Source organism: Cellvibrio zantedeschiae, from assembly GCF_014652535.1.
Classification (GTDB): domain Bacteria; phylum Pseudomonadota; class Gammaproteobacteria; order Pseudomonadales; family Cellvibrionaceae; genus Cellvibrio; species Cellvibrio zantedeschiae.
On record NZ_BMYZ01000001.1, the window covers coordinates 238,753 to 265,072 of the forward strand.

At 45.1% G+C, this 26,320-nt stretch carries 21 protein-coding genes; 9 read left to right on the plus strand and 12 right to left on the minus strand.

Annotated elements, in window-relative coordinates:
* Positions 1-94: 94 nt before the first annotated feature.
* A complete protein-coding gene (locus tag IE104_RS01135) occupies positions 95-853 on the plus strand; it encodes an SDR family NAD(P)-dependent oxidoreductase (protein ID WP_189415267.1) in 759 nt (252 codons plus the stop codon).
* A gap of 40 nt (positions 854-893) precedes the next feature.
* Here IE104_RS01135 and IE104_RS01140 read toward each other — a convergent pair whose 3' ends face one another.
* The 4 genes from IE104_RS01140 to IE104_RS01155 all read right to left on the minus strand — a co-directional run bounded on the left by IE104_RS01140 (position 894) and on the right by IE104_RS01155 (position 5,154).
* Positions 894-1,925 (minus strand): FAD:protein FMN transferase, encoded by a 1,032-nt coding sequence (locus IE104_RS01140; protein ID WP_189415269.1) that lies wholly within the window; start codon positions 1,923-1,925, stop codon positions 894-896.
* Between the two features lie 171 nt (positions 1,926-2,096).
* Positions 2,097-3,005: a recombination-associated protein RdgC gene (gene rdgC / locus IE104_RS01145; RefSeq protein ID WP_189415271.1), complete on the minus strand. Its 909-nt coding sequence runs from the start codon at positions 3,003-3,005 to the stop codon at positions 2,097-2,099.
* A gap of 380 nt (positions 3,006-3,385) precedes the next feature.
* The gene (gene bamJ / locus IE104_RS01150) at positions 3,386-4,006 is read right to left on the minus strand and encodes a BamJ family beta-barrel-assembly machinery protein (RefSeq protein ID WP_189415273.1); all 621 of its coding nucleotides are present in this window, start codon (positions 4,004-4,006) and stop codon (positions 3,386-3,388) included.
* 53 nt (positions 4,007-4,059) lie between these two features.
* Positions 4,060-5,154, minus strand: coding sequence for an AI-2E family transporter (locus tag IE104_RS01155; protein ID WP_189415275.1), 1,095 nt, complete (start codon positions 5,152-5,154; stop codon positions 4,060-4,062).
* A gap of 110 nt (positions 5,155-5,264) precedes the next feature.
* Between IE104_RS01155 and IE104_RS01160 the strand changes: the two genes are divergently transcribed.
* Positions 5,265-6,137, plus strand: coding sequence for a type 2 periplasmic-binding domain-containing protein (locus IE104_RS01160; protein WP_189415277.1), 873 nt, complete (start codon positions 5,265-5,267; stop codon positions 6,135-6,137).
* 24 nt (positions 6,138-6,161) lie between these two features.
* Here IE104_RS01160 and IE104_RS01165 read toward each other — a convergent pair whose 3' ends face one another.
* The 3 genes from IE104_RS01165 to IE104_RS01175 are packed head-to-tail and all read right to left on the minus strand — an operon-like array spanning position 6,162 to position 8,543.
* Positions 6,162-6,326: a FeoB-associated Cys-rich membrane protein gene (locus IE104_RS01165; protein WP_189415279.1), complete on the minus strand. Its 165-nt coding sequence runs from the start codon at positions 6,324-6,326 to the stop codon at positions 6,162-6,164.
* A 16-nt stretch (positions 6,327-6,342) separates the two neighbouring features.
* The gene (gene feoB / locus IE104_RS01170) at positions 6,343-8,217 is read right to left on the minus strand and encodes a ferrous iron transport protein B (protein ID WP_189415282.1); all 1,875 of its coding nucleotides are present in this window, start codon (positions 8,215-8,217) and stop codon (positions 6,343-6,345) included.
* Positions 8,217-8,543 carry a FeoA family protein gene (locus IE104_RS01175; RefSeq protein WP_189415284.1) on the minus strand — a complete coding sequence of 109 codons (327 nt, stop codon included), beginning with the start codon at positions 8,541-8,543 and terminating at the stop codon, positions 8,217-8,219. Before IE104_RS01175 ends, feoB begins: the two co-directional genes overlap by 1 nt.
* Positions 8,544-8,729: 186 nt before the next feature.
* Between IE104_RS01175 and IE104_RS01180 the strand changes: the two genes are divergently transcribed.
* The 3 genes from IE104_RS01180 (at position 8,730) to IE104_RS01190 (ending at position 14,242) form a co-directional block, all read left to right on the plus strand.
* On the plus strand, positions 8,730-9,596 hold the full coding sequence (locus tag IE104_RS01180; protein ID WP_189415286.1) for a DUF3014 domain-containing protein: 867 nt from the start codon (positions 8,730-8,732) through the stop codon (positions 9,594-9,596).
* 284 nt (positions 9,597-9,880) lie between these two features.
* Positions 9,881-12,580, plus strand: coding sequence for a TonB-dependent receptor (locus IE104_RS01185; RefSeq protein WP_189415288.1), 2,700 nt, complete (start codon positions 9,881-9,883; stop codon positions 12,578-12,580).
* Between the two features lie 129 nt (positions 12,581-12,709).
* Complete coding sequence (locus tag IE104_RS01190; RefSeq protein ID WP_189415290.1) at positions 12,710-14,242, plus strand: tryptophan halogenase family protein; 1,533 nt, start codon at positions 12,710-12,712, stop codon at positions 14,240-14,242.
* 5 nt (positions 14,243-14,247) lie between these two features.
* Here IE104_RS01190 and IE104_RS01195 read toward each other — a convergent pair whose 3' ends face one another.
* Complete coding sequence (locus tag IE104_RS01195; RefSeq protein WP_189415292.1) at positions 14,248-14,964, minus strand: DUF6445 family protein; 717 nt, start codon at positions 14,962-14,964, stop codon at positions 14,248-14,250.
* Positions 14,965-15,453: 489 nt separating this feature from the next.
* Here IE104_RS01195 and nagK point away from each other — a divergent pair, with 489 nt between their 5' ends.
* The 4 genes from nagK to IE104_RS01215 all read left to right on the plus strand — a co-directional run bounded on the left by nagK (position 15,454) and on the right by IE104_RS01215 (position 20,243).
* Positions 15,454-16,350, plus strand: a complete 897-nt coding sequence (gene nagK, locus IE104_RS01200) for an N-acetylglucosamine kinase (RefSeq protein ID WP_189415294.1) — start codon at positions 15,454-15,456, stop codon at positions 16,348-16,350.
* Positions 16,351-16,468: 118 nt separating this feature from the next.
* Positions 16,469-17,803, plus strand: a complete 1,335-nt coding sequence (locus tag IE104_RS01205; protein WP_189415297.1) for a sugar MFS transporter — start codon at positions 16,469-16,471, stop codon at positions 17,801-17,803.
* Positions 17,804-17,852: 49 nt separating this feature from the next.
* The gene (locus IE104_RS01210; RefSeq protein WP_229837561.1) at positions 17,853-18,935 is read left to right on the plus strand and encodes an acyltransferase family protein; all 1,083 of its coding nucleotides are present in this window, start codon (positions 17,853-17,855) and stop codon (positions 18,933-18,935) included.
* A 144-nt stretch (positions 18,936-19,079) separates the two neighbouring features.
* Complete coding sequence (locus tag IE104_RS01215) at positions 19,080-20,243, plus strand: MFS transporter (protein ID WP_189415299.1); 1,164 nt, start codon at positions 19,080-19,082, stop codon at positions 20,241-20,243.
* Positions 20,244-20,246: 3 nt separating this feature from the next.
* On the opposite strand, the gene IE104_RS01220 is transcribed toward IE104_RS01215, so the two are convergent.
* The 4 genes from IE104_RS01220 to IE104_RS01235 form a co-directional block, all read right to left on the minus strand.
* Positions 20,247-21,017 carry a DUF6445 family protein gene (locus IE104_RS01220; protein WP_189415301.1) on the minus strand — a complete coding sequence of 257 codons (771 nt, stop codon included), beginning with the start codon at positions 21,015-21,017 and terminating at the stop codon, positions 20,247-20,249.
* 3 nt (positions 21,018-21,020) lie between these two features.
* A complete protein-coding gene (locus IE104_RS01225) occupies positions 21,021-21,752 on the minus strand; it encodes a SapC family protein (RefSeq protein WP_189415303.1) in 732 nt (243 codons plus the stop codon).
* A gap of 25 nt (positions 21,753-21,777) precedes the next feature.
* The gene (locus IE104_RS01230) at positions 21,778-23,322 is read right to left on the minus strand and encodes a tryptophan halogenase family protein (RefSeq protein ID WP_189415305.1); all 1,545 of its coding nucleotides are present in this window, start codon (positions 23,320-23,322) and stop codon (positions 21,778-21,780) included.
* 126 nt (positions 23,323-23,448) lie between these two features.
* Positions 23,449-26,223, minus strand: a complete 2,775-nt coding sequence (locus tag IE104_RS01235; RefSeq protein WP_189415307.1) for a TonB-dependent receptor — start codon at positions 26,221-26,223, stop codon at positions 23,449-23,451.
* Positions 26,224-26,320: the final 97 nt, after the last annotated feature.

Below are 26,320 nucleotides of genomic sequence, written 5' to 3' on the forward strand. Positions count from 1 at the left end.
AGCTTGAAAAACTTAAGGTGTGTTGGATGTTTGTCTCGCGGATATATCAACACTCTCCTTTTGAATCACTGGCTTTAATCATTGGAGATACGTTATGAATCATAAAATCGCAATCGTAACCGGCGCTAGCCGCGGTCTTGGTAGAAATGCAGCACTGCGTTTAGCAAGCAGGGGCGTTGACATCATCATCACTTATCACAGCAAACGTGATGAAGCCGAGAAGGTCGTTGCCGAGATTGAGGCGGCGGGCGCTAAAGCAGCGGCGCTCCAGTTGGACGTTTCACAAAGCAAAAGCTTCACTCAATTTGCTGTAGGTGTGAAAGCAATTTTGCAATCAAAATGGCAGCGCAATAATTTTGATTATTTGGTCAATAACGCAGGGACCGGAATCAACATTCCCTTCATTGAAACCAGTGAAGAACAGTTTGACCAAATGATGAATGTGCACTTGAAAGGTGTTTATTTTCTTACGCAAAAACTCGTGGGACTTATGGCAGACGGAGGCAGCATTCTCAATATTTCCAGCGGGCTGGCGCGCTTTAGTTTCCCGGGTTATTCAGCCTATGCCGTAATGAAAGGCGCTGTTGAAGTTTTAAGTAGATATCTTGCCAAAGAATTAGGTGCACGCGGCATCAGGGTTAATACGCTTGCACCTGGCGCCATAGCAACAGACTTTGGGGGTGGCGCCGTGCGCGATAATCAGGAGTTGAACCAACATATAGCATCGCTTACGGCCTTAGGGCGTGTTGGTTTACCGGATGACATTGGCGGTGTAATTGCGTCTATGTTGTCTGATGACAACCGCTGGGTCAACGGACAGCGAATTGAAGCCGCAGGTGGAATATTTTTGTAACACGCGATGCCCACTGAAAAAATTCAGTGGGCGATTTTTATTATTGGTCTTGTTTGGCGTCTTCCAGTTTTACACTGGTTAGTTTTTCCAACGCAGAAGATTTCTTTTCAATTAATTGTTCGCCCTCCTGGTCTACAAACAAAGCGGCAATGCCATGTTCGTTGGCAAGCTGTATGCCCACATCGCTGCCCACGCATAAAAGTGTTGTAGACCAGGCATCCGCAAGTGCCGGGTCTGCCATAAAAGCGCTGGCCATTGCAGTCTTGTGCTCAATCGGTTTGCCGGTGCGACCATCAAGAATGTGGCTAAAACGTTTGCCATTGCTGTCAAAGTAATGGTGATAGGTTCCCGATGGCATGAGTGATACAGGTTCGCCCGTTGCGAATATTGCTACCTTTTCTACTTTGCGTTCGGTTGAAATAGGTTTTTCCATAGCGATTCGCCACGGGCTACCATCGGCTTTTTTCCCGCGAACTTTCATTTCACCACCGATCTCAACAATGTAACTGGTGGCGCCGTGTTTTTCTAAAATATCTGCCAGCCTGCCCACGCTGTAGCCTTGGCCAATAGACGATAAATCTACGCGCAAATTAGGTAATGTTTTTTGTAGGTGTGTTGCGTCTACAGTGATGAGTTTATCCATACCGACGAGCTGCAAAGTTTGTTGTAATACTTCATCGCTCGGCAAATTAAACACATTTTTTTTGAATCCCCACAAATCAAATAAAGGTTTGATTGTTAAATCGTAACAGCCTTTGCTGGCTTTGCTGATGGCCCGTGCTTGCTCCACCAGTTTTACGATTTCTTCGTTGACTTCATGAGGTTCAGTATCCAATTGCGCGTTAAATAATTCGATGGTGGAGTCTTTGCGGTAATTGGAGATAGAAGCATCAATACGCTTCAACTCATCAGTCACTTCTTTTGCAACCAATGCTTGGTCTTCCGGCTTGGGCAGTAAGGCGGTGAGGTGATAAGTCGTGCCCTGCGCAAAGCCTTCAATTTTGATAGGCTCAGGTGTTTTAGTGCAGGAGGCGAGAAGGCCAGCGAAAGCGAGCAAAAAGATTTTACGCATTGTTGAATCCAAGCTAGATGAGATTGGTTCGCATTATAGCTTGGCTGATCAGTGAAGGCGTTTTAAATCGTGCAACCAATGTGAATAATTAAAAGCCAGATAAATTTTGTGGTTTTATAAGGTGGGAGCGAGCGGATTGGCAATACCAACCCGCGAGCAAGAAATAAAAAATTAAACTGGATCTGTCTCGCCGCCAAAGGCTGCGAGCAAAGCGGTTATAAAGTTTTTCAGTTCGCCGCTCATAATTGCAAAATCTGCATCGAATTGTTCAGCTTTGCTTTCTGGATTGCGCTCGTTGGCTTTTTCGCTGATGACGTCATCAAATTTCAAACGTTTAACAGCGAGCTGGTCGTCGAGTACGCAGTGAATAGATTCTTTCCAGGTCACCGCAAGTTTGCTTACAAACATGCCGCTGTTAAGGTGGCTGAGCATTTCATCGGCTGTTAAGTCTTGTTTTTTGCAGCGGATCACGCGTTCATCTTTACTCGCGTGCAATTCGCATTCTTCACCCAACTCAAAATCATTGGTCAGCTTGCCGGTTTGTACCCAGTGGGTCATAACTTGGGTGGGAATATTTTTGGCGCTGATGGGAATACAGCGCAAACTACCTAAAGCTTCGCGCAATTTGCTGAGCAAATCTTCTGCGCGTTTTGCAGACGATGAGTTAACCACAATTAATTTTTCTTGCGGGGCGATATAGGCAAAATCCAGCGATGATTTTGCAAAGGCTTTCGGCATCAATGAAAAAATAATTTCGTCTTTCAATGTCTGCTTTTCTTTGCGGCCAACACTGCGCGATTCGGCTTCGCTAATCGCCAAAGCTTTTTCTTCCAGGTGTTCGTTCACTACGGCGGCGGGCAGGATTTTTTCCTGCTTTTTTGCGCAAATCATGATGTAGCCGTTGGTCACGTGAATAAATTCACTGCCATGGCGCCCTAATGGCTCGATAAAACCATAGCGTAAAGGGTCGAGGCTACCGCAGGGATTAAAGCAGTGTGCTTCGAGTGCTTCGTTGAGTTGTTCGGGGGTATGAGTCCATTCTTCGGTAAGGCGGTATAAGCGGAGGTTTTTGAACCACATTGAATTAAATCCAGAATAAATTCGATCTAAAAATTGTTTTTGCCTTAAAAGCTGCGAGTGGCACCAGCGGGGCCCCCTGCGCGTTCCCCGAGCATTGGAAGAAAATTGCCGTAAAACAAACAGGACGTTTGTTTTAGTGACTACGCGACAAGGATGTCGCGTCGGAACGACGGCAATTTTCTGAAACGCGCAGGAAATGGGAACGAGCGGGGTGTCTTTTCTTTTGGTTACTTTTCGTTGGACAAGCAACGAAAAGTGACTCGCCAAGAGGCGAAATAAATCTAAAACAAAGTAAAAAATAAGAGCAAGAGCTGGGTGGCCAGCCCCGTGGATCCCCGCTTACGCGAGGATGACGACTACCCAATGTAGGAATTCAGTGATTAACCCACAATCTCCAACAACTCCACATCAAAAATCAATGCAGAGTAAGGCGCGATAGTTGGGCCTGCACCGCGCTCACCGTAAGCGAGGTTGTGCGGAATGTACAAACGCCATTTGGAACCAACTGGCATCAATTGCAAAGCTTCAGTCCAGCCAGCGATTACACCGCCAACAGGGAAGTCGATTGGCTCGCCGCGTTGTACGGAGCTGTCGAACACAGTACCGTCAATCAATGTGCCGTGGTAATGGGTTTTAACACGTGATTTCGCAGTTGGCTTCTCGCCAGTACCCGCAGTGATAATTTCATATTGCAGGCCAGATTCGGTCACAGTGATGCCGTCTTTCTTGGCATTTTCAGCCAGGAAAATTTCACCGACTTTTGCTTGTGCTTTTGCTTGCTGGGCTTGCTTCTCTTGCATGCGGGTACCGATGGTGCGGAAGGCTTCTTCCAACTCCGGGCGCGCTACCTGGCTGTCTTTGCCGTGGAGTGCATCGAGTACACCTTGGGCTACGGCTTCGGCATCTACGCCTTCAAAAGGGTTGGATGCGAGTTGCTCGCCCATTTGGCGGCCCACGCCGTAAGAGGCGCGCAGTTCAATTGTGTTGTACTTGTCAGACATGGAAATTCTCTCGTCGCAAAAGCGCTGGTTTAAAAGGCCGCGAATTCTAGCAGTTAGTTATCTGCTTTTGGGGGTTCTGGAGCCTTTTCGTTTTGGAGGTCCGGGTCATCCGCGTTTACGTCATGGATAAATATTCCCCAGAAAGCGATAAATAACGCGGCTACCAAAGGCCCAATAACAAATCCGTTAATGCCAAACATGGCAATGCCGCCCAAGGTAGAGAGCAGCACTATGTAGTCCGGTAGTTTGGTGTCGCGACCAACCAAAATAGGGCGCAGCACGTTGTCGAGCATGCCTATAACACCGGCGCCAACACCGGCCAGAATCAGTGCTGATGTGATTTCGCCAACGGCTGTGAGATACAGGGCGATGGGCACCCAAACCAATGCCGAACCCAGGGCCGGTATAAGTGAGGCAAACGCCATAAGTACACCCCACAGGAGCGCGCCGTGAACACCCAATGCCCAAAGCGTAATGCCGCCGATAGAGCCTTGCAGAATGGCAATAACTACGTTGCCCTTAATGGTAGCGCGAGTGACTTCTGCAAATAGCGCAAACAGCATGCGCTCACGGGTATCGCCCAGCGGCAGGGCGCGTACCATTAAATCCACCAAATAATTGCCATCGCGCAGCATGAAAAAAGCGATGTACAACATGAGCACCAGGTTCACCAAAAACCCAAAGGCATTTTGGCCAATCGTTAGCGTATGGCCCGCAATGAATTTTCCGCTCGACATGGCAGCATTGATTGCATCGTTTTTCAGGTTTTCGATATCAAAACCAAGCTTGGCCAGTAAATTATTGAGCGCAGGAAAGGCGGTGTGCATTGAGTCTATATAACGACCGGGGCTGATTTCACCCGACTGCAATTTATCGTAAAAAACCACACCTTCGCTGATGACGGAGCTGATCACAATAACAACGGGAATGATCACCACGAGAATGCAAAGCGTGAGGGTGGCGAAGGCAGAGCGGTTCGGGCTATTAGGCCAGCGTGCGGAAAATTTATCGTGCAGCGGCGCAAAAATTATGGCGATTGCGCAAGCCCAAAAAATAGTCCCAAAAAAAGGTTTCAACAGCAGGATAAACCCGATGGTAACTATGAAAAGGAATAGCAGGAAGGTGCGTGTTTCCAGTTTCTCGTGCATGAAATAATCCTTGTAGAAGAACAGATGACGTGACTATACGGCAGCGAGTGCGGGCTGTCATCACAGTCTATGCTAGTCTTAAGCCCCTGAAACCTTGGCGGGAGATGTGGATGCCATTTGTGCGTCGGCTCGGATTTATAATTTTACTTTGCTGCAGCCTCAAGGTTGTGGCTGCGCCACGTCCCTACATTGTAGATGTCCAGACCTCAGCGGTTGAGGGTGAATATTTTGCGGATTTGCTCGCGCTAATTTTAAATGCCAGCAAAGCGCCTGACGAAGTTATTCAAATTCGCTTTGCGCCTGAACAAATCTCGCAAGCACGTTGGGTTGCGGGTGTGGCCCAAGGCAAAGGTAATAATATTATTTGGACAATGACAAGCAAGGCGCGGGAACAAACTTTGCGCACCATACGCTTTCCGCTGATGAAAGGTTTGATGGGATATCGCGTATTGGTCATTCGTAAGGAAGATGAGGAAAAGTTTGCCAAGGTGAAAACCCAGCAGGATTTAGTTAAGTTGAGTGCAGGCCAAGGTCTGCACTGGCCCGATACGAATATTTTGCGCGCCAACCAATTTTATGTTTTGGAGACTATGGCAAAAGAAAATCTCTACAAAATGCTTACAGCTAAACGGTTTGATTTTTTCCCGCGTGGGATTATCGAAATACCGGTTGAGCAAGATTTAATTCGCTCACAAAATCTCATGGTCGAGCCGCACATACTTTTGCATTACCCCACAGACCTTTATTTTTTTGTGAACAAAAATAACGATGAGCTGGCTGCACGCCTTGAGAAAGGTTGTGCAATTATTTTTAAAAATGGTGAGTTTGAGAAATTCTTTTCGGGTTACGAACGTATGACGGCTGCCATTGATTTCCTTAGCAAGCATAAGTATCTAATCATTGAATTGGAAAACCCGCTCATCTCCGATGAAACACTCAAAGCATCAAGGCAATACTGGATAGAGCCGAACAAAAAGCCGTGATTGAGCCTGATGTGTTGAAGACGATTAATGCGTTCCTTTTTCATCAGGATTGCTGCAACTTTTAGCGGTGCTGCACCCACCACAACCACCGCACGAGCTCGCGGATTTTTTACCGAAAGGAAGCCACTGGCGAATCACGTAATAAAACGCTGTCAATACAATCACGCCAACAATTAATTCTTGCCACATGATAGGTCCTCGTTAATTAAACCAGCCAGCTCGCAATCGTGTAAGTGGCCCACGCCGCAAAATAGGCGAGTGCGAATAAATAAATCGCGAAAAATGTTGTGGATTTTGCAGAGTTAGTTTCGCGGCGCACTACAGCAATGGTAGATATACATTGGGGTGCGTAAACGAACCATGCAAGATATGCGAGTGCTGTCGGTAAACTCCAGGATTGACCCAAGGCAGAACCGAGTGCCGCGTCTACATTGTCGCCGCCTACCGCGTATACCGTTGCCAATGCACTCACGGCAACTTCACGCGCACCCATTGCTGGAATTAATGCGATACACATTTGCCAAGTGAAGCCGAGCGGTGCAAAAAAATGTTGCATCCAGCCGCCGAGCTGACCCGCAAAACTGTATTCAATAGCGGGGCGAGTTGCGTCGGCAGGTGCGCCGGGGAATGTAACCAAAAACCAGATCACAATCGAGAGCGCCAAAATAATTGTGCCCACGCGACGAATAAAAATCCACGAGCGTTCTTTCAGTCCCATCAATAAATGATATGCCATGGGCCAGCGGTAACTGGGCAATTCCAGCAGCAGAGGGTAGTGCTCGCGTGTTTGGTTGCGGCGCATAATTAACGCAACAAGGGCAGCGCTCGCCACACCGGCAAAATAAAGCGCGAATAAGGTTAAACCTTGCAGATTAAAAATGCCCCACACAGTTTGTTCGGGAATAAAAGCACCAATAATTAACGCGTAAACCGGTAAGCGCGCTGAGCAGGTCATGAGCGGCGCAATCATGATAGTAATGAAGCGCTCGCGTGGATCAGAAATGGTTCGGGTGGACATAATCCCCGGTACGGCGCACGCAAAGCTTGAAAGCAGGGGAATAAAAGAGCGACCAGAAATACCGAGTCCACGCATAGGGCGGTCGAGCAGGAAAGCGGCACGTGTTAAATAGCCCGTGTCTTCCAGCACCAAAATAAAGAAAAACAGAATGATGATTTGCGGCAAAAATACGATCACGGCGCCAACACCGGCAATCAACCCTTGAATCAGAAAATCTTTGAGTACGCCCTCCTGCATATTGAGGGATACAAATTCACTGAGCCAATCCTGCCCAAACGTAATGACATCTTTCACCGGTTCTGCCCACGCAAAAACCGCTTGGAAAATGATGAGTAGGGTGGTGAACAATGCGATCAACCCAATTACCGGGTGCATCACCACCACGTCCAACCTTTCCTGCCAGCGCGGTAAATGCTCAGGCTGAACAACGTTGTCCAGCATGATGTTTTCGATGCGCTGATATAGCTCTTCAATCGAATCGTCACGGCTCAGCTCATCCAACTGACCAAGAGACAATGTTTGCGTATCGGCGGGCAGCGGATTTTTCGCATGATTCTCTGCAAACTCTGCGAGCAGCTTCCGCAGCTCATCAGTACCTTGGCGGTTAACCGCAACAGTTTCTATTACAGGAATGCCGATAGCACGCGCCAATCCGGCGGTATTGATAGTGATGCCACGGTTGCGGGCAGCATCCATTTGGTTGAGTGCCAATACCATGGGGCGATTGAGGGTTTTTAGCTCCATCACCAAGCGCAAGCCAAGGCGCGAGTTTGTGGCGTCGACTACCGCAACCAATACATCGGGTTTGGCTTCGCCAGCGATTTTGCCCAGGATAAGGTCGCGTGCGACCTGCTCATCGGGTGAGGTCACGAACAGGCTGTAGGTGCCTGGGAGATCCAATAATTCTGCGGGATGGGGTAAATCAATCGGACCGGAGCGGCGTTCCACGGTAACGCCCGGGTAGTTGGCTACTTTGGCGCGCGCCCCCGTCAGGCGGTTAAAAAGAGAGGTTTTGCCACAGTTGGGGTTGCCAATTAAAGCAAAGCGAATTGGCGCTGGCATTAATGACTCCCGGAAATAACTTCCACACGGATTTTCGCCGCTTCTGCACGGCGCAAAGCGAATTTGGTCCCATTAACCTGGACTGCCAGTGGGTCGCTACCTAAAAGGCCGAAACCAATAACTTTGAGCTGGGCGCCGGGTAAAAAGCCCAATTCTTTCAAGCGCAGGGTGACGCGTTCATCCTGGCTGCCAAACAGGCTTTGCGCTTGCAAATCTACGATACGCACTTGCGCGCCTTTGCGGCATTCATCCAAACTCAAGCTTCCTGTGTTAGCAATTGGCGCATGGGTATGCAAGGTGGAAAGGTTTGGAGAAGGGGCGTTCATGGAAATGATCTCTGAATGCAAATGAGAGTAATTACTATATAGGATAAACTATGTATCGCTCGGCCGCAAACCGAAAGCTGCAATTTGAACACTGGGGGTGGGGGCGAGTTGTCACTCTCAATTGGCTTTTAATGGCTTTTTTACCCCATAATCGCCACAACCTAATGAATGATGACAGGAGCTTTTATGCAGTATAACGATCGCCCAACCGGTGGCTTAAGCGCTTTGGCAAAGTGGGGCGTGATATTGGTGGCGGTGGGCGCTATAGGCACAGTGGGTTATTTTTTAATGGCTGAGGAAGCCAAACGCCCACCTAAACTGCATGATTTGCCTAGCCCTGCGCCCATCCAGCCGGGCGTTGCACCGGAGGTCGCAAGCACTGCCAAGCCGGTGTATGACGAACCGGAACCCGCACCGGCACCTATCCCCTTGCCCGATTTGGATCAAAGCGATGCTGCAGTCTTGGCCGCGCTCAAAGCTCTAAACATTAATGGCTTGGTAGAGATGATTATTCCTCAGGAGATCCTGCGTAAATTTGTACGGGCAGTAGGCATTCTGGAAGAGGGCAAAGTCATCACTGAATATCGCCCCATTGCATCGCCGCAGGGCGCTTTTGTGGCAGATTCTTTTAACGTAAAGGTTTCCGGTGGCGAATTGGGTGAGCAGCAAGATGTAGAACAATTCCGCGTTAGTCCAAAAAATTACCTGCGCTACACGATGTTCGTGCAAGTGATTTCTGCTTTAGATAGCGATGCCAGTATCGCGCTGTACAAGCGTTATTACCCGCTGTTAAACCGTGCCTATCAGGAGTTGGGGTTGGGCAAAGGTAATTTTCACTCAGTGCTTATTCGCGCTATTGATAAAGTACTGGCTGCGCCCGACGCCGGTGGCGAGATGTTGTTGATTCACCCCAAGGTCTACTACCAATTTGCTGACCCGGCTTTAGAAAATTTGCCCGATGCACACAAACTAATGCTACGCATGGGGCCGGACAATGCAGCAAAGGTGAAGGAAAGCTTGCGCAATATTCGTATCAAATTACTGAAGAAATAACTGCCGTCGAGTTATAGATTCCTAAAAAAAGCCGCTCACATAAATACACTGTGAGCGGCTTTTTTTATTTGATCTGTAATAATTTTTTCTGCTCCCCAATTCCGCTTCGTTTGTCTATCCGGTTCTATCTCACTGAAAACCAACAAGAAAGATCATTTTTACGCCTGTGTGGCGAATTGACACAAGGGGTTGACAACGTTGTCCTGTAGGCATAATGTTGGCTCAACGACAACGTTGTCAGGTTGTTGTCAAAAAAATGAAAGTTAAAAATTAAGGGGAAAGTCATGTATAACAAGCTTAGCGATGCAATTAAGGCCGCGAACTATTCGTTTGCTTTACGTAAAACCGTAGCCGTGGCAGGTACAGCTGCAACTTTGGCCTTGATGGGTATGACCTCTCAAGTGCACGCACAAGCTGCTGCCGAGGCGGAAGAAATTACTGTTACCGGTATCCGTGGTGCGTTGAAAAATGCAGTGGATATCAAGCGTAACGCTACCGCTATCGTTGATGCGGTATCAGCTGAAGATGTGGGTAAATTACCTGACTCAGACGTGGGTCAATCTTTGGGCCGTATTCCAGGTATCACTGTTGCCCGTTCATTCGGCCAAGGTGCATCTGTTTCTATTCGTGGTGCTGCACCACAAATGACCTTGGTTCAATTGAACGGTCATTCAGTAGCTTCAACTGGCTGGTTCGACCAGGTTCCAGTTGACCGTAGCTTCAACTACTCAATGTTGCCTTCAGAATTGATTGGCGGCATGGAAGTTTACAAATCATCTCAAGCTGACCTCGCTGAAGGTGGCATCGGCGGTACTGTAAACGTTAAAACCCGCAAGCCATTGGACCTAGATTCAGGTGAAGCTTTCGTTGGCGTTAAAGCCGGTACTGGCACCATCGCTGATGACATCACTCCAGAATTATCTGGTTTGTACAGCTGGAAAAACGAGGGTGAAACCTTTGGTATTTTGGTTGCCGGTGCAACCGTTGAAGGCGACTACATTCGTCGCGGTGATGAGACTGACGTAGGTTGGTCAAGCGCTGTTGTTCCAAGTACTTTCATTCAAGAGCGTGAGCGCACTGCATTGAATGTTACTGCTCAATTTAAACCGACTGAAAATTTGGAATTTGGTGCCCAAATTCTGACGATGAAGTTAGTGGGCGACAACACCAACAACGGTTTGTATTTGTTTGCCGGAGCGACTCCGTGGGGTCTGTCTAACGGTGCGGTTTGTGGTCACACCAACTCAAACGGCGTGTGCGACAAATACACTGTACCTAGCAAAATCGCGACTGGCGGTTGGGGTTCAGACACTTCATTGTTCGGTCAAACCTGGGGCCGTAAAGCTGAGATGACCTCAGACAGTTACGACTTCAACGCTGCTTATACCGGCGACGGTTTCAAAGCTACCGCAAGCATCGGTAAAACCGAATCTGACGGTGGTAGTGCGTTAACCTTGAACTACAGCTATTTCAACGGTGTTGCTGGTTTCAACATGCCACACTTCACCGGTACTGTTGATGCGACCGGTAAGCAAATCAAAATTACTCCGACAAGTGATTTGAACCAATCTTTGAACAATTACGCCAAGAGCTTGAATCCAGAAGGTTGGGCAGTTCAAAGAGGCCCAGTAAGCGATGAAGAGTCTTACGGTCAATTTGATATTGATTTCGATCTCGACTTGGGTGCAATCAAATCGTTCAAAGTTGGTGTTCGCACAACCGATAACGATTTGGTTAAAGAAGGCTACAAAGGCATCCTGAAAGACAACATGACCCCAACAGCAGCGACTGAATTGTTCGGTGGTTCAATTGAATTGGGTAACGAAGGTTACAAAGCACCTAAACCAAAACTCGATGCAATGGTTAACGCAGTAATGGGTGGTTTGGATCGCTGGATTTACCAACGTTCTGCATACAAAGCATTGAACGAGAAGAACAACTCTGTTTACGGTATGTTCACGTTTGAAGCTGAAGGCGTAAAAGGTAATTTCGGTTTGCGTTATGTTGAAACTGAAGCGACCAGCAGCTCTTACAAAATTGACGGTACTCCATTAGCGACCGGCGATTTCGACGGCGACAAGTACTACAGCAAATCAAGATCAAATGACAAAGCTTCATATCACGATGTATTGCCAAGCGTGAACGTGTCATTTGATTTAACGGATGAATTGGTACTGCGTGCAACAGCATCGCAAGCAATCAACCGTCCAAGCTACGACAACATGTTTACCGCTGCGACTCAAGTGGGTTACCAGGATACTATTGCAGGTAACGAAACTTTGGTTACCGGTAATGTTGGTTTGAAACCAATGAAGTCAAGCCAGGCTGATTTAGGTTTGGAATACTATTACGGTGATGGCAATTTGGTGTCTGTAACTTACTTCGTAAAAGACATCAGCAACTTCGTAACTTCAAGCAACTCTTTCCACCAATCAATTGGTTTGGTAAGCCCTGATTCCAAGAAAGATGATTGGACTGTTACTAAATATGTAAATGCTGGTGGCGGTGAAATTGATGGTCTTGAGCTTCAATGGAACCACGCCTTCGGTAACGGCTTCGGTACTTCTATCAACTACACCTACGCAAATGGTACTGCACCAGCGGTAAGTTACGCGGATAACATCAACGTGTTTACTGAATCATCTAAAAACAGTGCTAACCTCGTAGGCTACTGGGAGAATGATACTTTCTCTGCACGTGCTGCCTACAACTGGCGCTCCAAGTACATGGTTCGTGAAATGCCTTTCTACTACGGCAACCGTTGGCACGATGCGTTCGGTACACTTGACTTGAGCTTCGGCTGGCACGTGACTGAAAATATCAACGTAACTTTGGAAGCAACTAACGTATTGGAAGAAGATGATATTCAATACGGTGCTGCAGACAAATCTACTGGCCTGAAGAAAGATCTTTACGCTGGCTACCCGGCTTGGTCATTCAAAGGTGAGGCACGTTACGTGTTAGGCGCAAACTTCAAGTTCTAATTTGAAATTTGCTAGTTCGACGAGTAAAAAAAAGGAGCCCAGCAATTGCTGGGCTTTTTTTTGGATTTAAAATGCGTAGTGAAAAATCGCGATAGAATGTAGAGTGATGAAAAAAGCAGGGGATTCGCAATGAAAATAAAACGTGTTGCAATTATTGGTGGTGGAACAGCGGGTTGGCTGGCGGCGAACCATCTTGGTGTTGAATTAAAACAGGATAAAGAAATTGAAATCACTGTGATTGAATCACAACAAATAGGGATTATTGGTGTGGGCGAGGGTACAGTTCCGCACATTAAAAATTCACTGCAACGTTTTGGTATTTCAGAAGCAGAACTTTTTGCAACATGCGACGTAGCTTTTAAAGAGGCGATAAAATTTGTTGATTGGTTGAATCCCGAAAAACATGGCGCAGGATATTCTTACTATCATCCGTTCAATACGCCTTATCCGTCTGGTTTTGATGTAACTCCTTATTGGCTTTCCAATCGCGATGACTTTAATTTTTCTGCAGTAACTCCTCTCACCGCAGTGGCTGACGCTATGCGTTCACCCAAAAAAATATCATCGCCACCTTATATGGGTGAAGTCGATTATGCTTATCATTTTGATGCGGTTAAATTCGGCAAACTATTAGCCAAAAATGCACGCGAAAGACTCTCAGTTAAGCATCTAATTACAACCTTAATCGGCGCGAAGAAAAATGAAGATGGCTCTATCGCAGCCCTAGTGTGTGAAGATGGTTCGGAACTGGAATTTGATTTTTATGTTGATTGCAGTGGTTTTGCATCATTATTAATTGATCGCGAGTTGAGCGTCCCTTTCATTGATAAGTCTTCGCAAATATTAACGGATACAGCGCTCGCCTTTCAGGTTCCTACCGATGGGATTGCTGAAATAGAACCTTACACCATTGCGACTGCGCACAAGGCAGGTTGGATTTGGGATATTCCATTATCTAATAGACGTGGAACCGGATTTGTTTATTCCAGTTCACATATGAGTGAATCCGAAGCTATCGAATATTATTCCAAATATCTCAAAATGGATGCAGATAAACTATCGCCACGAAAAATTAGTATGAAGGTGGGTTACCGCGAAAAATTCTGGGTTAAGAATTGTGTAGCTTTAGGGTTGGCGCAAGGATTTGTTGAGCCTTTGGAAGCCACATCCATACTGGTTACCGACTTTTCAGCAGAATTATTCGCGCGCAATTTTCCGCGTATGAAAGAGGATATTAATGTGTCTTCCGGCTACTGCAACAAAGTGGTTAGTTATACCTGGGAACGAGTGTTTGATTTTGTGCAGTTGCACTATTGTATTTCTGATAGAAACGATTCTGATTTTTGGCTGGACAATACCAAGTTAGATAATTTGTCAGATGTGTTGGCAGAACGTTTGGCTATGTGGAAATTAAATCACCCTAAAAAGCCTGATTTCTTCAGTCGCTTTGATTTGTTTGCGGTAGAGAATTATCTCTATGTTTTATACGGTATGAAATATATAACCAGAAAGCCACTGTTATCCAACTATGAGATAGATATTAGCAAAGCACAGTTGCAACAGGTTCAGCAGGTATCGCAAAAGCTATCCCGTGAATTGCCTGGGCATCGTGAATGGATTACTAAATTTAAGCTTGCCGTGGGTGATGCGTACTCGAGGTAAATATTTCAAAAGGCGACAAAAGTATTAACCGTCAGGCGACCAGTACGTGGATCGGAATTAATACTCCGCCCGGGGTCGATAAGATAAGGTGAATGAATCACGCAACTGCGATAAATCACCATTCGATTTAATGCAGCTGGCAAAAAGCCGATTTTGGTAAAGCGTTCGTTGGACTCGGAAAAATATTGCTGCGCTGGTCGCTTTTCATTGAGTTCAGCAAAAAACATATCCAGGTAGCGATCTTTGGTCGCTGGAGTAATGAATTCTAAACCTGTTGCATTATGGCGATAAAATGCCGTGCCTCCATGTGGTTGGCCGCATAAATATAAAAGAACCGCGAATTGGTTGATGTTGCTGGTATCAAAATGTGGAACGCATTGAAGGGGGCCAAGTTCTTCAGGTTTGGTCGTCATAAGGGATAGGGCGCATTCACTTTTACCCATTTCCAAATTCTCAGGGATTGCAAATTCGCTGCGAATGAGCGGTTTAATAAAATCAACAATGGTGTTCGAATAATCTGACGGTGGTGTGAGTCGTAAACCAGGATAGCCCTTACCGGTGCCGTGTCCGGCATAAGGTGAAAAGTTATTTGCTGCTGCAAATGCAATTAAATTGTTAGGCTGCTTTAATATATCGTCGATTATTATAATTTTTTGTATTGGATTGTTTGGGTTAAGAATTTTAACGGACAAGTTTTCATTAAGCGCAAATAGGTTCGTCACATCAATCTCGCATTGTTAAGAAAATTATAAGAGCCACAGCATAAATTTTGGCAGCCAAACTGAATTTCATCTGTGTGATATTGTAGTTCAAGTGGTAGTATACAAGAACTGTTATTCTTCGCCCTTGGGTGATTTTTGTGGTGCGAGTTACGAATAAAAGCATTAGTTACAAACGAATAAAAATAAGTGCGTTTCTTATATGAAAAGTACCCCAAAAAATACATTTTTGAAGCTCCGGTTATATGACTTGAGTTGCGTTAAAATACGCATAATATCTGTTTGACAACGTTGTCTCAAAGGGTTAATCTAATCCTGTGTTAAATGTTGTTTGCTAGTGTTCGTATGTTGTTGAGTTAATCCTCTTGTTGGTGTCGCAAGGCACCAACTTTTTTCAGCACGCACTGGTAAAAAACTTAAAGCAAATCTACCAATCGGTTGCCCTTGAACCGGTCCAGTTTGCGTGAATTTTACGGTTGTAATGAGGTCATCATGGGAAAAACGCCAAATCTTGATTCCGGTCAGCTTTTTATCGGCATAGACGGTGGCGGCACTAAATGTCGCGCACGTATCTTTTCTGCCGACGACAAAGTGCTGGGTACAGGTGTAGGTGGTCCCGCAAATCCGTTGCATGGGCAATCACAAGCTAAAGCTTCTATTTTGCAAGCCGTTGAAATGGCATTGACCGAAGCAGGCTTACCTAATTCCAGCGCTGGTAAATTAATTGCAGGCGTTGGCTTGGCAGGCGTTAATTTGCCTAGCCTTTTCGAGGTGATGAACTCATGGCATCACCCGTTTAAAAAAATGTATCTCACCACTGATTTGCACATTGCCTGTTTAGGTGCGCACAGGTCTGACGAAGGTGCAGTGATGATTGCTGGCACAGGTTCGTGCGGTTATTCCTATGTAAACGGCAAGGCGACCATTATTGGTGCCCATGGTTTCCCTTTTGGCGATAAATGTAGTGGTGCCTGGATTGGTTTGGAAGCGGTGAAAGCAGTTTTACTTGCGTCTGATAATCTTGGCCCGCAAACAATTTTGAATGATTTGGTTGGCGATCACCTTGGGGCAAAAGGTGTGATGATTGTCGACAAAATGGGTGCGGCAAAATCTAGCGACTATGCACAACTTGCGCGTTTCGTGTTGGAAGCTGCTGATCAAAATGATGAAGTTGCGGTAAAAATTATGCGTGAAGGCGCAGATTATATGAGCGCCGTTGCCGAAAAATTATGGGAGACAGGTCCGGGTCGTATGTCACTCATTGGCGGTTTGTCAGGTCGCTTAACGCCTTGGTTAAAACCCGGTATTGCTGCAAGCCTATCGAATCCTATTAGCCAGCCAGAATTTGGTGCAGTCTATTTTGCCAAACAACAATATGCGCTGGAGTAGATATTTTTAATCGCAATAATTTTCCATTCAGTTTTAAGTCTCAGTAATCGCAAGTCGCGTGTATAAATAAAGTAATAATTAAAAGCTTGCGTAAGCGAGCATCACGAGGATACTTACCATGAATGCATCTGCACAAACTTCGCAAAAAAATGCACCAGGGAATACCAGCACTTTTATACCTATGGTTATTATAGGTACACTGTTTTTTGTTTTTGGTTTTGTAACCTGGTTGAATGGTTCTCTTATTCCTTTCTTAAAAATTGCTTGCGAGCTTAACGAGTTCCAGGCATTGCTTGTCACCTTTGCGTTTTATATCGCTTACACCTTTATGGCATTACCTGCTTCTTTGGTGTTGCGAAAAATTGGATTTAAAACTGGCATGGTAGTTGGGCTCGGTGTTATGGCGCTTGGTGCGCTTTTATTTATTCCTGCCGCTAAATCTTCTACTTACACTTTATTTTTAACAGCATTGTTTGTGTTGGGTGCTGGCTTGACCTTGCTACAAACTGCATCGAATCCTTATATCGTTTGTATAGGCCCGCGTGAAAGCGCCGCCATGCGAATCAGTATTATGGGATTAATTAATAAATCGGCTGGTGTTCTGGTTCCATTGCTTTTTACCGCGTGGATTCTTACAGGCATGGATCAATTTTCTGCGGATGCCCTGGCCGCGTTGGACGCAAATGCTCGCGCGGAACGTTTGTCAGAATTATCATCGCGTTTGGTAACTCCTTATATTGTAATGGCGTTGGTGCTTATTGCTCTTATGGCTTTCGTGCATTTTTCACCTTTGGCAGAGTTAGATTTAAATGACGATTCTGATTCATTGCCCAATCAGAAATTAGGTGTGTTGCAATTTCCGCAATTAATTTTAGGTACTATTGCCTTGTTTTTGTACGTGGGCGTAGAAGTTATTGCGGGCGATACTATAGGTTTGTATGGTCGTCACCTTGGTGTAGAAAAATTTGGTTCGCTTACCTCGTACACCATGGCGTTTATGGTGTTGGGTTACATAGTTGGTGTTACTTGTATTCCTAAATATCTCAGTCAGGCTAATGCGCTTTTATTTTCTGCTCTCGCCGGTTTATTGTTTGGAACAGGTGTTATTTTTTCATCGCCTACTGACACAGGTTTATCGCAAATTTTATTTGTGTGGGCTGGCGTTCCTGCCATTCCCAATACTGTGTTGTTTTTAGCCCTGCTCGGGTTCGCCAATGCTTTGGTGTGGCCAGCGATTTGGCCACTCGCGCTGGAAGGCTTGGGTAAATATACCAGCACAGGTTCAGCCCTGTTAATTATGGGTATTGCTGGCGGTGCATTACTACCGCTCTTATATGGCCATTTCGCACATTCGAGCGGTAATAGCCAAATGGCTTATTGGATTATGTTGCCTTGCTATGCCTTTATTTTGTTCTATGCACTCAAGGGGCATAAGCTAAGAAGCTGGAAATAATTTTCGATTTAAATGCAGCGATCATATCAACAATAAAAACGAGGTTCTCATGATTAAGCAAAGATTCCCCGCGCTCGATATTATGCGCGGCCTCACTTTGGCGCTGATGATCCTCGTTAATAATCCGGGTTCATGGAGTTACGTTTACGCCCCACTGTTGCATGCAGATTGGCATGGTTTTACCCCCACCGATTTTATTTTTCCGTTCTTTTTATTTATGGTGGGCGCTGCGCTGTTTTTCTCGCAACGCTCGCTTATGTTGCCTCATGTCACAGCGGGCGAGCGCCATAAAAAAATTATCCGACGCACGTTATTGTTATTTGCCATTGGTTTCTTTTTAAATATTTTTCCATTTGTTAAACCTTTGGATGAAGCTCGAATCCTGGGCGTCTTGCAGCGTATCGCCTTGGCTTACATGTTTGCAGCGTTCATAGTGCTTTATGCTGGAGATAAATTGCGCTGGCTAATTGGTGCAATTTTGCTGTTGGGCTATTGGGCATTGTTGCAAATTAGCGATCAACCTTATTCACTGGAGGGATCAATTGTTCGTCAATTTGATTTATTTGTGCTTGGTGCAAACCACATGTGGCAAGGTAAAGGAATTCCTTTTGATCCAGAGGGCTTATTGAGTACTTTACCCTCAATAGTTAATGTATTGTTGGGCTATGAAGTTGCGCGAATTTTAACTCAAGGAAACAATGTTGTTGCTGCGCAAAAAAAATTGGCTGGTTTGGGTGTCGCTTTAATTGTTCTGGCGCTGATCTGGAATATCTATTTTCCTATTAATAAATCCCTATGGACTAGTCCCTTCGTTTTGCTTACCTCGGGTGTTGGTATCTTCGTTTTGTTGGCGCTGGTGTTGCTTGAACGAACACCAGCAAAACCTTTATTAAACTGGTTTACCCCATTTGGTAGAAATCCTTTATTCATCTATGCCTTGGCATTTATGTGGTCAACCATGATGTATACGCTAACCATCGGCGATCAAAGCTGGTATGACTGGCTGTACCAACAACTATGTCGTTTCCTCAATCTTTACAACGCGTCGCTAGCCTTCGCGCTCCTTCATGTTTTGCTATTTTGGTGCGTGGCAAAATATATGGACAGGAAAAATATTACTATCTCCCTGTGATTTTTTGGGCGCATCTGCGTGACAGATGCGCGTCTACTCGCCTCTACATTCCTCACATCTAAAACGTCTTGTATAGGCAGATCTTCACTAACATGGTTTAATCTAGCTCGTATTTAAAGTCAGCTGGATTTGCAGGGAATCACCATGTCTTACGCCGCGATCATACTGGGCTTGTGCCAGTTCTTATTTATGTCTGCTGTTGCTGTTGGTATTGCATTTAATGCTTTAGTTGGAAAGGCATTGGCTCCCACACCTGATATGGCAACCTTACCGCTATTTTTTATGATGGGCAGCACCGCAGCTTTAACGCTCGCTATGCCTGGAATTTTAGCGAAGTTTGGTTATCGCGCGGTCTTCATTGTTGGGGCCCTAATGGGCGCATTGGGCGGTTTATTTGCAGTGCTTGCTAACCTGTTACATTCATTTAATTTATTTTGCTTGGCAGGTTTTCTCATGGGGCTGTATCAGGCCTCAGCAATGTATTACCGCTTCGCAGCTGCAGATGCGGTTTCTGCGGAGCACAAAAGTTCTGCAATTGCCTGGGTATTAAACGGTGGCATTTTGGCCGCGTTTGTCGGGCCAATGATTGGTAGCCACAGCCTGCATTTCTTTAACGTAGATTATGTAGGCTCTTATTCTGCCACTGCGCTTCTCGCTTTTATTGCATTACCGCTTTTAGCGTTTGGGCCCTTAGCTTCACGTAACGCACATGCACCATTGCCAAAACTTTCGTTTAAAGCTATTAACTTTAATGCGTTTAGTGCAATTTTATTTTGTACAAGTGGATACGCCATGATGGGTATGGTGATGCTCGCCAGCCCACTCGCTATGTCAGGCTGCGGTTATCATCCACAGGATGCAGCCAGTGTAATTCAGTGGCATTTGCTAGGGATGTTTGTGCCTTCGTTGGTAACAGGAAAATTAATTGCGCGGTTCGGTGCTCAAAAAATTGCATTTGCTGGCGTAACTATTCTATTGTCAGGGTGTGCTTTGGCCTTGCTTGGAACCAGCTTAAATATTTTTCATTTTTCGTTGCTAGTGGTTGGTGTAGGTTGGAATTTTATGTATATGGGCGGCAGCACTTTGCTTGCTCAAATTCCCGATGTGGGTTTGCGCAGCCGTTTGCAATCAATCAATGAATTTATCACCTTCGCCGCTATTACATTTATTTCAGGCTTAACCGGGTGGATTTATGAAAGCATGGGATGGCTTGCTATTATCTACATCGCACTCATTTTGTTATTGGCAGTAATTGCGACCATTTTAATGGGGCAATATCGCCAATCAAATGCATTAAGTTCTAACTAACTTCTATTCAATCATAATCAACGTGTTTGCAGTAAGCCTGCCAGTTCTGGGATCATTGTTTAGTTCTGCTGCATTTTGGATGTTGGCTGAATGTAAAATATTGCTGCGATAAAAAATAGCGCGATTGAATTTAGCGTCAATACTCGCAGTGCGCGCAAATAGCTCATTGTCACCATTTATATAATCAAATGATGTTTTGTGGCTTTGCATTACTTCGCTTTTAAGCAAGGGCGCGTACTGCTGTAAACGCTGTGCATTCATAGTTTCAAAACCTGTTGTACGGTGGCGATAGAAAGATGTACCACCAAATTTGGAATCACACAGGTAATGCACGCTAGCGATATTATTGGTTACAAAACTATCAAAATGCGGCACGCTTTGAATGGGTCGCAAATCTTTCGCGCTGCTAGTTGCCAGGGATAAAACACTCGATAGCAGTTTAATATTAACCGTGAGTCTTGAGCTGAAAACCATCCACATAGTTTCCATTAAATGTGAATAAACATTTTCAGCATAAGTAGGAGATAGTGGCTTGCGAATGCCTGGGTAAAAATCTTTCACATCTTTTTGAAATGCGTGGCCGGACTCCGCATATTGAATCAGTGAATCAGGCAGCTTTAATAAATTATCCACTACTATGACAGGTTCTTGCTCGTGGCCTACGTAAATAACCTCCAGGGTTAAATCAGGGTTTATGGAAAAGTCATAGGTCGGATTGTTTGAATCGTGATTCAAATAAGAGCTCGCTAATTCAGGTTGGGCTAATTGCTGCATAATTTAGTTTCCCGCAAGACGCTTATTTTTCTTGTCGATCAATCCATAGATATGGCCAATAGAGGTCATCATTGTGTAGATAAAACTTAAATAGCCTTGGGTGTGCAGGCTATTGATGTCTGTAGTGCTTAGTCTGTTTAAATGCTCTTCATTAATTGTATAAAGGCCTTCAATGCGCGTGGATTCTCCAGATGCAAAAGTGATCTCCAATTGCATTGGTTGCAAAAGTTTTAAGCTCGCCAGAGTTGTTATAAATGCTTGAGTTGGTTCTTCGCCATTAACGAGTTCTGCCAATATGGATTTTATATTTTTTAAATAAGCTGTTTCCTTTCCATCGACGTCAAAGATGGCTGTGTTGACGCTGGCATCGGCATTTTCTGGTTGAATACTTTTGCTTCCAGTATCAATACAAATCACAAACTGGCTTTCATCGTGCTCTGACTTGCCAAGGAAGAAGGGCTGCCTTCTAATTTGTAGCGGCAAATAGAGTGAATTCCATTGATTGTGGGTAATAAATAGATTTTCACCAGCTTGAAACCCAAAGAGCGCTACACAATTGAATCTACCCGTGTCCTTGTCCTTCGTCAGGACTATTGGAAATTGTACGGCGAGCTTTAAAAACTCACTGAGTACCACAGGCACCATGTTTAAATGGCTGCCTTGTATTTCGGCCGCTTGGATGTTCACGCGAATGCTTTGATGTAGTTGATTGTTAAGCGCGACTAAAGTTGACATAAGAACACCTGATTTTTATTTATGATTAAACCGTAGCAAAACCATATTCGTGAATTTTATTAATAAGTTCGCGGTTGCTAGGCAGCATGCTTAAGGCTTTTTTTGTCGCTAGGGCACTTTGTGCAATTTGTTCGCTGGCTAAACGTTGCTCTGAGTAGGTGTGGGCAAGGATATTGGAATCCATTTTAAACCCCATTCCATAGAGCACATATTGATAACTGGCGGCGGGAAAAACTTCGTTGTTGCTGGTGAAATCGTGGTTGCTGGGTGAACGATAACGCCAGAGTTGCATGAGTTCTTTTAAACTATCGGGAATAGTTTCAGGGTTGCGATTGTCCGACCAAAAACTGTTATCTGAGCGTTTGCTCAAAATGTAATGCAATTTTAAGAAATCAATAATGCGGTCCCAGCGATACAAAAAGGTTTCATTAAAACGCTTGGCGGTAATATCCATAACATCTCTGCAAGCGGGCAATTGCTCCGCAATCATTTCTGCCGAGAGTTCTACTAATACAATGGCGGAGGCTTCAAGCGGCTCTAAAAATCCTGCGGATAAACCCACAGCAACACAATTATTTTTCCAGAATAACTTTCGATGCCCTGATTGAATTGGTATTTTGCGCAGTGATAAATCCTTTGCGACTGGACCAATATAATCACGTAATACTTGCTCAGCCTGGTCGTGGCTGGTGTGCTTGCTTGAATAGACGTAGCCAGTACCGCGTCTATGAACCAAACCTATATCCCAAATCCAACCAGCGGCTTGCCCGGTAGAAATAGTATGCGATGCAATGGGTGAATCTTCGTGTTCGTAAGGGACTTGTGCAGCAATAGCCGAGTCGATAAAAAGTACATCGCTTTTGTCCATAAAAGGAACTTGATAATGCTTGCCCAGCAATAGCGATGAAAACCCGGTGCAGTCCACAAATAAATCGCCGGCAATTTCACCTTGCTGTGCAGTGGTTACTGATTTTATATCGCCATTGTCGGCAGAGTTAACGCTGATAACATCGCCTAGGGCATGGGTAACTCCCAATTTTTCTACGCAATGTTTTTTAAGGAATTCCGCAAATTTTCCGGCATTGAGATGATATGCATAATTGGCGATGGACGCATATTCCGCGGTGGTAATTAATTTTGGAGCTAAGCCTTTTTCGCAGACCTGTTCTTGAAAGCATACGGCGTCAGAAAAAGATTGATGGCTGAATTCTCTTTGCCAATAGGGTGGCAAATCAACTTTATTAAATCCTTGCGGCAACATTAGGGGATGGTAGTAAAAATCATTGGGCGTGCCGTCAACCCATTTTGCAAATTTCGCACCTTGTTTAAAGGTGGCATCGCACTCGCGCATAAATTCGGTTTCAGAGATGCCCATTTTCATAAGTGTGCTGCGCATGGTTGGCCAGGTGCCTTCACCTACGCCAATAATACTGATATTAGGTGATTCTATGAGGGTAACTTTTACGCCAGCGTCGCTGCTGGATTTATGTTTTGCTGCAATTCGGCCTGCAGTAATCCAACCGGCGGTGCCGCCGCCAACAATCACGATTGATTTAATTGCTGTACTCATGGTTTCTCCACTCTTTAAAAATTATTATTATTTCGGGCGTAAAATTAATCGTTCTTTTATAGCTCTGCTTTAACGAAAAACGGGTTGCCAGAAATCTGGCAACCCAAGGCTGAGGAGAGCATGAACTTAAAACTTGGCTTGTACACCGACAGAAATACGACGACCCGCATCTTCAGCTAACAAGAATTGGTTTGTGTAACGGCCATATTTGGTAACGACTTCTTCGGTCAAGTTAGTGGCTTCAAACAACACCGAGAAGTTTTCGTTAATTTCGTAACTACCGCTCACATCCCATTGGCCATAAGCTGCTACGTTAACGACACCGTCACCATTGGTTTGGGTCATTGACTGTAAAAACTTATCACGCCAGTTGTAGGCGATACGCAATTGATATGGACCTTGTTCATAGAAGCCCACAAGGTTTGCAGAGTTACTGATACCTGTTACCGCAAATTTTTGCGTAATGTCACCGGCTTTTAGATCAGCATCGCTGTTTACTAAAGTACCGTTCACAATTACACCAAAACCACTGTCACCAAAGGTGTGTTGCAATGCGATTTCAAGACCATCAACAATGGCTTCTTCACCGTTGCTTGGCAGGGTTACCGTAAATTCTGCAACCTTGTCATTAGCATCTGGCGCATTTGGATTACTGCCTGAACTTGGGTCAGTCAACAAACTTCCTGTGCTGGTAACGAAGGTTTGTTTTTTGGTTCCGGTAGTAATGAAGTTACTTACGTCTTTCCAGAAATAGCCAGCAGATACGTAACTCGCATCGCCGTAATACCATTCCAATGACAAATCCAAATTGTCAGAAAGGAATGGTTTTAACGCGGGGTTACCTGCAGTAGCAGTCAATGTGCCTGGACGAGTTGTCACAATATTAGTCGCTGGAGTCATGCTGTTAAGTGGCGCACGCGTCAGTGAGCGTGACGCTGCCAAACGAGCAATGACATCATCCGTAATATTTAAATTAAAACTCATGTTTGGCAGGAGCGCTTTGTAAGATGCGTCTGTATCAATAGGCGATGCAGAACCATATACAGTACTCATTTCAGTTTGATCGAGAATTGTCAATTTTTCTGGCGAGCCTTGCGTACCCACAACTGTTACATCGGTGCTTTCAAGGCGCGCACCTGTAGTTGCTTTCAATGGCATGTCTGCAATTGATGTTGCGAAATCAAATTCAAAATAAGCTGATGTGGTTTTCTCTTGTACTACGTAAGAGATATCTGAACGCTTAGCATCAAAGTCTGCACCACTCTTACTTTCAAGGAATGCAAATTGTTGTTCGCCATTGTGACGCAACCAACTTGTTGGTGTTCTGCCATGACCGCTGACGTTATTTAAGAAATCACTACCTGCATTAAATACTGTCAGGAAATTATCGGGAATATCCGGTGAATCCGGGTAACCACAATATACGCAGTGCACACCACCAATTTCGTTGGTCCAGTAGGCTAAGGATTTGCTTTCATCGGACGACATCAAACCGAATTTAGCAGCAACCAAACCTGAGTCTGAACCTTCTTTCCAGATACCATCCATTTTGTATTGTTTGATATCGTCTTCAACTTCCCAACCGCGGCGCAACATTACATGTGCGCGACCATTGGCAGGATCAAGATAGTTGGACACGTTGTGCAAAGTACCATCGTAATTCAAGCCATTGGCTGCGCTTTGGAAATTGCTTACCCATGGCAAGGTGGCTGAGTCAGATTGGAAGCGCACACGGTTTTTGTAACCAATTAATGAAAGTTGGTTGCCGCCACCGTTGTTTGCATCGCGCGTTGCATTTGATTTGGAAATATCAAAAACAATATTCAGTTTATCTGTTACATCCCAATCGGCTTGCAAGCCGTAAGACTTGGTACTGGTTAAACGATCGAATTTTTTCGCGTGGAAATCTGTTGCCAAACCGGTCTCTTGGTAAAGATCGATAATGGTTCCGTTGGAATCTGTTTTTGCGCTTTCAACATTGGGTGCGGTGAACCAATGACCATAAGAAGTTGCATCAGTTTCAATATCAAAATCTGAAAAGAGTGCATCTGCAGTCAAGGTTAAATTGTCTTGCGGTTTGTATTGCAATACTAAATTGGTATTGGTACGGGTACGTTCTTCAAAGGTAACTTTGGTGTCGTAGTTACGCGGCGAAAACACGTTGCCAGCGAAGCCTGCGCCACTGTTAAGTTCTGCTTTTGGAATCCCCGCATTTTCCAACCAACCGTCGGTTTGCGCTTGATTCAAGCGAGTGTTGGCTTCTTTGTGCGATACAGCAAGCAGCGCACCGAACGTTCCATCGCTAAAAGTATCGCTGATTAACGCAGAGTATTCTGGTGTGGTGTCACCGCTATTGTTATCGTTGAGTGCTTTGATTGAACCTGCAATTTTTAATCCGTCCCACGCGAGCGGGCGCGCCGTAGTAATGTTTACGGTTGCACCAATGCCGCCAGATTGCTGAGTTGCAGTTGCGGTTTTATACACGTTAATACTGTTAACCATATCGGCAGAAATGGTGTCAAAACTAAATGCACGCGTATCATTTTCCGATGCCATTTGGCGACCATTTACCAATACTGTGTTGAAGTCAGGGCCAAAGCCACGCACAGTAATTAATTGGCCTTCACCGCCGGCGCGATCAATAGATACACCTGTAATACGCTGCAAAGATTCTGCAAGGTTTTGATCTGGAAATTTACCAATATCTTCAGAAGAGATTGCGTCCACAACACCATTACCATCGCGTTTAATATCTTGTGAACGCATCAAGCTACCACGAATACCTTCAACAATAACTTCGTCGACTTCACTGGATGCTTCTTGTGCAATGGAGTATTGAGCTGCTGACATTGTTGCCGTAATGGCAAAAATGGCGCTCGATAATTTTCGTTTTTTAAACATCTTGAATATTTCCCCTAAAAATTTATTGTTAATAATGGGATGAGCCTGGATCAACGTGTTAGCTATTCGGTTATCCAAAAACACGTTAGTACTAAGA